The sequence below is a fragment of the Massilia genomosp. 1 genome (assembly GCF_011682185.1).
Lineage (GTDB): Bacteria > Pseudomonadota > Gammaproteobacteria > Burkholderiales > Burkholderiaceae_D > Telluria_A > Telluria_A rubra.
Map to the genome: position 1 here is coordinate 1 of NZ_WHJF01000613.1, position 252 is coordinate 252.

The 252-nt window shown below is 52.8% G+C and carries 1 pseudogene; it reads right to left on the reverse strand.

Going from position 1 to position 252, the window contains the following annotated elements:
- Positions 1-134 precede the first annotated feature (134 nt).
- Positions 135-252 (reverse strand): annotated as a pseudogene (locus tag F1735_RS37225) (IS1595 family transposase); the annotation flags it as partial.

Consider the following 252-nt stretch of genomic DNA (forward strand, 5'->3'; position numbering starts at 1 on the left):
CGCCTACCTTCGCATGTCCAAGTTTAAAAACCTTCCGGCCAATCCACTACAACCAGCCGCCGCTCCGTTGCGATCTACCATCTACCGTGCCGGCTGTCCAGTTCCACTCAAAACGGCATAGAGCCGAGAAAACCATATTTATCGAAATTGAAAGCATGGTAGGTTCCGCCGGTGGCGGTTTTCAGGTTACTCAGAACGGTATTTATCCACCTGAAACAAGGCATTGCGCTGCTCTTGCGGGCAGTGCCCACG